This window comes from Oceanisphaera sediminis, assembly GCF_039539745.1.
GTDB lineage: Bacteria > Pseudomonadota > Gammaproteobacteria > Enterobacterales > Aeromonadaceae > Oceanimonas > Oceanimonas sediminis.
In genome coordinates this window covers 135,738-142,623 of the sequence record NZ_BAABDS010000051.1, presented here as the reverse complement: position 1 = coordinate 142,623, position 6,886 = coordinate 135,738, and the positions used below count along the sequence as shown (strand labels likewise).

General features: G+C 60.8%; 5 protein-coding genes. 1 reads left to right on the top strand and 4 read right to left on the bottom strand.

The genetic code is table 11. From position 1 onward, the window contains the following. Positions 1–182: 182 nt before the first annotated feature. The 4 genes from torD to napE are packed head-to-tail and all read right to left on the bottom strand — an operon-like array spanning position 183 to position 4,717. On the bottom strand, positions 183–830 hold the full coding sequence (gene torD / locus ABD827_RS17635) for a molecular chaperone TorD (protein WP_344966008.1): 648 nt from the start codon (positions 828–830) through the stop codon (positions 183–185). After that, positions 830–3,298 carry a trimethylamine-N-oxide reductase TorA gene (torA, locus tag ABD827_RS17630; RefSeq protein WP_344966007.1) on the bottom strand — a complete coding sequence of 823 codons (2,469 nt, stop codon included), beginning with the start codon at positions 3,296–3,298 and terminating at the stop codon, positions 830–832. The genes torD and torA overlap by 1 nt, the downstream gene beginning before the upstream one ends. A 24-nt stretch (positions 3,299–3,322) precedes the next feature. Then, on the bottom strand, positions 3,323–4,510 hold the full coding sequence (torC, locus tag ABD827_RS17625; RefSeq protein ID WP_344966006.1) for a pentaheme c-type cytochrome TorC: 1,188 nt from the start codon (positions 4,508–4,510) through the stop codon (positions 3,323–3,325). Between the two features lie 36 nt (positions 4,511–4,546). Further along, positions 4,547–4,717, bottom strand: coding sequence for a periplasmic nitrate reductase, NapE protein (gene napE / locus ABD827_RS17620; protein WP_344966005.1), 171 nt, complete (start codon positions 4,715–4,717; stop codon positions 4,547–4,549). A 283-nt stretch (positions 4,718–5,000) separates the two neighbouring features. Between napE and ABD827_RS17615 the strand changes: the two genes are divergently transcribed. Further along, a complete protein-coding gene (locus tag ABD827_RS17615) occupies positions 5,001–6,293 on the top strand; it encodes an NCS2 family permease (RefSeq protein ID WP_344966004.1) in 1,293 nt (430 codons plus the stop codon). The last annotated feature ends 593 nt before the right edge of the window (positions 6,294–6,886 follow it).

The window sequence follows — 6,886 nt, the reverse complement described above, 5'->3', positions numbered from 1 at the left end:
CGTTTCACTCTCTTCAGATCCATGATGCACTTACTATCGGCAGGATTTTACAATGATTGAGAACGCCCCCTAGACCCCCGCCTTCGCGAGGGTGACGATATCCCGCCTTCGCGAGGTGACGATACCCCCGCTTTCGCGAGGGTGACGATAAAGAAGCTTTTAATGAGGGAGGGGGGGCGAATTCAGGGCTGCTGGCAAAAGGCCGTCACCAGAGCCAGCAGCGCCGGATAGACGTCGCTGGCGGTGCCGGTGTGGTTAGCGCGACGGCTCAGCTCGGGCAGCCAGCCGGCCAGCTCCTGGTGTACGAACAGCTTGAGGTCGGCTTCGGCCTCGGGCGAAGGCGCAAGTGCCAGGCGGCGATAGCCTTCGGCCAGATAATCCAGCATCACCGCCAGGTGATCCGGCGGCTCTTTGAAGTCGCCATCCACCGCATAACCCGCCGCCGCCAGCCGCTGCTGCATGCGCTGGGCGGCAGGGCCATTGAAGGTGCCCTTGTCCTGATACAGCGAGGCATAAGGCGCAGGGCTGTGGCGAGCGTCGCTCAGAAACAGGCCGGCGAAGTCGGCGGCCAGCTCCAGCCTGGGGTGTTCCAGCAATGCCAGGGTATTGATGGCCTGACGCAGTCGTTTGGCCGGTTCGGACAGCGCCGGCTGCAGGGCCAGTTCATCCAGCAGGGGGTTGGCGTCGCCGGCCTGGTAGGCTTGCAGCTCGGCCTCGTTCAGCTCTTTCGACAGCAGGGTGGCAAACCACTGGCACAGCAACGCCTGCTGCTGCCAGTATTCGGTTGCCGAGAGGGGCAGGCTGTCGCCTGCCGCGGTGTTGTGTGTCATCAAATTTCCACCATGTCAGGACCACCAAAGGACGTCACCGCCGGCACTGTGCCGGTGAATTTCTCGATTTCCACCAGACAGGTGTTGGCGCTGGGGGCCTGGGCCAGTCTGGAGGTGCCCACATCCAGGGTCAGGGTGTTGGGATCGCCATAGGTGTCGAGCGCGCCGATACCGGCATCGGTCGGGCCGTACCAGGCGCCTTCGTGAATACGGATCACCCCGGACGGAAAACGATCCGACACCCGGGCGCCGGCCAGCAGCTGGCCCCGGCCATTGAATACCCGCACCAGATCGCCGTCACTGATGCCGCGCGCCTCGGCGTCGGCGGGGCTCAGGTAGACCGGCTCCCGGCCCTGTACCGCATAGGTGGCGCGATATTCGTCGGACTCGCACATCTGGGAATGCAGTCGTTGATCCGGGTGCACCGATTGCAGCCACAGCGGGTACTGGTCCGAGCCCGGACCACCATGAGAACGCTCGGTCTTTTCCATCCATATCGGGTGGGACTTGCAGTCTTCGTAGCCGTAGTTGCCGATCTTGCGGCTGCTGATCTCGATAAAGCCGGAGGGCGTGCCCACGGCGTTGACTTCCGGGTCTTCCCGAAAATCCGCATGGCGCACCCAGGTGCTGCCTTCGCCGAAGTCCACGTAGCCCTGTTCCCAGAACTCGTCGAACTCGGGCATGGGGTAGCTGCCGTCGTTGGCGGCCTTGCATTCGTTGTACAGCTGGGCCAGCCACTGGCGCTCGTCCTTGCCTTGAGTGTATTCCTCATGGCGGCCGAAACGGCGGCACAGACCGGTGAAAATATCGAAGTCGCTGCGGGAATGGAACAGCGGGTCCACCAGCTTGTGCATGGCCAGCAGGCCACGCTTGGCGTAGGAGCCATAGATGTCGATGTCGTTGCGCTCGAACTGGGTACAGGCCGGCAGCACCAGATCCGAGAAGCGGCAGGTGGCGTTCCAGGAGTAATCGATGGTGACCACGGTTTCCAGTTTGCGGAACGCCTGCTTCATGCGGTTGTGATCCTGGTGATGGTGCCAGGGGTTACAGCCACTGAAGATACACATTTTCACATCGGGGAAGGTGACGTCACCGCCGTTGTACTGGATTTTGCCGCCCGGCTCGAGCAAACAGTCGATCCAGCGAGCCACCGGAATGATGCGGCTGGCGCCCTTGAAGTCGTTGTTGTCGTGCAACGGTTTCTTGCCCGGATCCAGGTTGCGGGGAAAGCCGCCCGGGGCGCTGGCGCCGGTGGCCGGTACGCCGATGGAGCTGTAGTGGTGGGCATAGCTGATGCCGCCGCCGGGCAGGCCAATCTGGCCCAGCATGGCCGCTATTACGGCACCGGCCCAGTAAGGCTGCTCGCCATGCTGCTGGCGCTGAATGGCCCAGCCAAACATCAGCTGGGTGCGATCACTCGCCAGCTGGCGGGCGAATTCGCGAATGCGGTCGGCCTCGATGCCGCAGATGGCCGCCGCCCATTCGGGGGTTCTTTCCACCTTGTCTTCGGTCTTGCCCAGCACATAGTCGATAAAGGGCTCGAAACCCAGGGTGTAGGTACCGAGGAAGCTTTTATCGTACAGTTCTTCCTTGTACAGGGTATGGGCGATGGCCAGCATGAAGGCCACGTCGCTCTGGGGGTTGATATAGAGCTGCTCGCAGCCCAGGTAGGCCTGGGTCTTGGTTTGTACCGGATCGACGCTGACCACCTTGATGCTGCCGTCGGCGATTTTGGCTTTGAGCTGTTCCAGGTAGCCGTAGGACTGGTGGGTTTCGCAGTTCCAGCCGACCTGCAGGTTCTTGAACGGATCGTTGGCCCACAGCACCAGGGTCTTGGTGTGCTCCAGGATCAGCGGCCAGGAGGTGCCCTGATCGTACACCTCGGTAGAGCCCAGCACATAGGGCATGATCACCTGGCCGGCACCGGTGGAGTAGTCGCCGACCTTGCTGACGAAGTTGCCGTGCAGGTTGACCCCCCGCTGCATGTGACTGCCGCAACTGTGGAACTGGCCGGTCTGGCGCCAGCCGGTGGCGCCGGCATACAGCGCCCAGGGGCCGTATTGAGTTTGAGTGCGTTCCAGCTCTTCATGGAACAGATCCAGCGCCTCGTCCCAGGTCAGGCGCACAAAGCGGTTGTCGCCTCTTTGAGTGCGATCGCTGTTCTCGCGGTTTTTCAGCCAGTCAAGCCGCGCCATGGGGTAACGGATACGGGAAGGGTTGTAAATCAGCCCCTTGATACCGTTCAGCATGTCGGTGGGGTGCTTGTCGAGCTCAAAGGCCTTGACCTCGCTGACCACGCCGCCCTTCACCAGTGCCTTGAAGGCGCCCCAGTGAGAGCCGGCCATCTTCCAGCTGCCCTCGGCGGTCACCGCCGCTTCGGCGGTGCGCACCAGCAGGCTTTGACCGATCAGGGCGGCGGCCGAGCTGGCGGCCAGTCCCTTGAGAAAATGTCTGCGTGAAATTGCCATATTCTTTGCCTCGTCAACTCGTGATCAGTGTGCGCCGTCGGAATAGTCGGACGAATGTTTCTGCAGGTACTTGAGCACCAGCGCCTGGGTATCGGCATCCATGTTGGTGAAGCCGACCATACCGGCAAACATGCCCGGCCAGGTATTGGCGTCAAAGTGTGCTTCGGCCGGTTGGGAGTGACACACGCTGCAAGCGCTGCGATAGGTATCCCGGGCATAGCCCCAGATGTCTTCGGCTTCCGGCAGCAGGGCGCCGGGCTGGGTCCACAGGGCCACTTCTACCTGTTCCCAGGGCAGGCCGGTCATCTCGTCGACCCTGGCTTCACTGACTAACTGCACCAGACTTTCGTCCTGGGCTATTTCTTTTTCCAGTACCAGGCTGGTGATGTTCATGCCGAAGTCTTCATACAGCACCCGGCCAAAACCACGGGTCTTGCGCCAGGCTGGTACCAGCAGCTTGACGCTGTCGCCGTTTTCTTCCAGCAGTTTGACCGGGCTGGCCGCTTCCAGCTCACCGGCTTCCTGGGTCAGTTCGGGATCCAGATACAGGGTGACCGCCTTCACGGTGTAGTAGCTGCCGCCTTCATCCGGGCTCAGCCCCTGGGCACGCTGTTCCAGCTGGTCGAGCGCCGGATCCTTGAAGGTCATCTGCTCCGGCAGCTGGTGGGCAATGCCCTTGTGGCAATCGAGACAGCTCTGGTCGCGCTCGGCGGCGGGCTTCATGAAACGCCTGGCCTTGTCGGACATCACGTCCCAGTTCATGCTGTTGTAATCGTGACAGTTACGGCATTCCAGCGAGCCGTTGGCCGAGAAACGGGCCCATTCGTGCTGGGCCAGTTCCAGCCGTTTATCGAGGAACTTTTCCCGGGTGTCGATGGTGCCGAACACCTTGCCCCAGACTTCCTTGCTGGCCTGCATCTTGCGGGCAATCTTGTTGGTCCAGTTGTGCGGCACATGGCAGTCGGGGCAGGTTGCGCGTACGCCGGAGCGGTTGGACCAGTGAATGGTTTCCTGCAGCTCCTGATAGACGTTGTTCTCCATTTCATGACAGCCGATACAGAATTCTTCGGTATTGGTGACTTCCAGCGCGGTGTTGAAACCGCCCCAGAAAATGACGCCGGCCACAAAGCCGCCCAGGGTCAGCACGCCCAGGCTGATATGCACCGGGGGGCGCTTGAGGGTATTCCAGATTTTTTTCAATAAGGTCAGCATGGCGATTCTCGCGTCAGGGTCGAAGGGACATTGGGATCAGGCACCGTGCCCGGGTGGACCGAAAAAGATCTGCAGCATCCAGACAATAAAGCCGTACCCGCCCACCGTCATCACGCTGAGCAGGGGGAAGAAAACCGCGGTAATCAACAGAAAAGTCAGCCATTCCCGACGACGGGAGTGGGCTGGAGTGGAAGGAGTCTTGTTCATGGTGATGTCCCTTGACGTTCCGGAGCCGGTGTTCCGCTCGTGAGCGTAATACTCGAAGGTATTGCCTGTTTCGCATTAAGAACGGCATGCGATAAGCAGAGACTACAGACTAACAGCGATGACGAAAAGGATAGTTGATCGTGGTCAATATAGAGCAAGGTTGAGGGGCGTATGGGGCCGGTTTATTGGCGGTTGACGGCTGCCCTGCAGGGGCGTGTGATTGCCAAAGGGGTCTTTTACATCGATAATTTCAGGTTCTCTTATTCATACAGTAGATCCCCCTATGCTAGACAAATATTTTCACCTGAAGGAACTGGGTACCAATGTGCGCCAGGAAGTGGTGGCAGGCATTACCACCTTCCTGACCATGGCCTATATCATCTTCGTCAATCCGGCGATTCTGTCCGAGGCGGGCATGGATTATGGCGCCGTGTTCGTGGCGACCTGTCTGGCGGCAGCCATCGGCTGTTTTATCATGGGGCTGTTGGCCAACTACCCCATCGCCCTGGCACCGGGCATGGGTCTGAATGCCTTTTTCACCTACACGGTGGTGCTGACCGAAGGCTACAGCTGGCAGAGCGCCCTGGGCGCCGTGTTCTTCTCCGGCTGTATCTTCGTGCTGCTGAGCCTGTTCAAGGTGCGCGCATGGATCATCAACTCCATTCCCGGCCCGCTGAAAATCGGCATTGCCGCCGGTATCGGTCTGTTTCTGGCACTTATCGGTCTTAAAAATGCCGGTATCATCGTCGATAACCCGGCCACCCTGGTGGGGCTGGGTGATGTCACCAGCCTGCAGGTGGGCCTGGCGACCCTGGGCTTTTTCCTGATCATCGGCATGGCGGCCCGTGGCATGCGCGGCGCCGTGATGATCGGTATTCTGATCATCACCGGGCTGGGCGTGGCCTTCGGCGACATTCAGTATCAGGGCATCGTTTCCGCGCCGCCGTCCGTCATGCCGACCTTGATGCAGCTGGATATTGCCGGCGCCTTCAACATCGGCATGTTGTCGGTGATTTTTGCCTTCCTGTTCGTCGACCTGTTCGACACCTCCGGCACCCTGATCGCCGTGGCCCAGCGCGCCAAACTGCTGGATGAAAAGGGGCGGCTGCCGCGACTGGGTCGTGCGCTATTGGCCGACAGTACCGCCTCTATCGCCGGCTCGGTGCTCGGCACCTCGACCACCACCTCCTATGTGGAAAGTACCGCCGGGGTCTCGGTGGGCGGGCGCAGCGGCCTCACCGCCGTGGTCACCGGCCTGATGTTTATTGCCGCCCTGTTGTTCTCGCCGCTGGCGGGTATGGTGCCGGCCTACGCCACCGCCGGTGCCCTGGTGTATGTGGCGGTGCTGATGCTGGGCCAGCTGATTCACCTGCACTGGGATGACATTACCGAAGCGGTGCCCGCCGTGGTGGTGCTGGTGATGATGCCGTTCTCTTTTTCCATCGCCAACGGCATCGCCTTCGGCTTTATCAGCTTTGTGGCGGTCAAGCTGCTGGCCGGCCGTGCCGGTGAAGTCAGCCCCGTGGTCTGGGCACTGGCGGCCATGTTCGCATTGAAGTTTGCCTTCGGGGTGTGAAGATTTGTGAAGGGTGAGGGGTGAGGGGTGAGGCGAGCCCCACATTTGACGCTGTTTTGCTCCCTCCCCTTAACCTCGAATTTGGCAGAATAACAGCGGGGTGCAGGGCAAGGGTAGGTTTGGGGAGGGGTTTCTGTTTGAAGCCTGCGGCTTTGGTGCTTCGGTCAAAATTGACACCCCCACCCGGCCTCCCCCTGGCGATAAGCCGCGGCGATACCTGTATTTCCGCTTCCAAGGGGGAGGGGCAGTTCGGCGCCGATCTCTGAGCATGGCGCCGGTTTGCTCCCTCCCCTTTAGCGCGATACCGACAGAATAACAGCGGGGTGCAAGGCAAGGGGAGGGCGGGGTGGGGTTACGGTTTGAGGCCTGCGGTTTCTGTGCTTCGGTCAAAATTGACACCCCCACCCGGCCTCCCCCTGGCGATGAGCCGCAGCGATACCTGTTATTTCGCTGCCAGGGGGAGGAGCCTAGCGCTGCAGATGGCAAGCTAGGCGTCGAATCCAGGCTGGGTGCAACACCGCCGGTCGAATAAATTCGACCCTACGAAAAACGATACAAGGCGCCGCTTCAGCTGGCGTGTATTCACCGGTGGG